Source organism: Bradyrhizobium sp. MI1.11 (genome assembly GCF_055811255.1).
On record NZ_JBVVPM010000205.1, the window covers coordinates 1 to 456 of the forward strand.

Sequence of the window (456 nt, forward strand, 5' to 3'; positions counted from 1 at the left end):
CGAGGCTTGAAAGTCCCACTCTGGATTCGGACCATGCTGCAAAGACGGCCGGTCAAGGTCGTATCGGTCGCGCTCGCCAATAAGATTGCGCGCACGATCTGGGCCTTGCTGGTCAGAGGCGGCAACTATCAGGCGCCGGCCGCAATGCTGAAACCCTAATCTCAAGAGCTCTCCGGCGGAAGAAGAACGCTGCCGAGGAGGCAAGGTGCAAATCTGGATGAACCCCGAATGACGTCATTCCCGGTAGCAAAGTTAACGAATTGGAGCGGCCGAGGGGGTAGACGACGGGCATGCCGACCGCCCGGGACCCTCTTTATCGCCGCCAGCATTTCCTCGACCATGCGCAAGCTTAAGGGAAACCGGAAATACACAGAGCTGGCCCCGGTTGTTTGGACAGCGCCCCGCTGGATTTAAGTGGATTCCTGCCGGGTTATGCTGAACGCGGGGCTTTACGAT

1 pseudogene is annotated in these 456 nt (G+C 58.8%); it reads left to right on the top strand.

Annotation, left to right across the window (positions count from 1 at the left end):
• A pseudogene (locus AC0L30_RS43115) lies at positions 1-159 on the top strand (IS110 family transposase); the annotation flags it as partial.
• Positions 160-456: the final 297 nt, after the last annotated feature.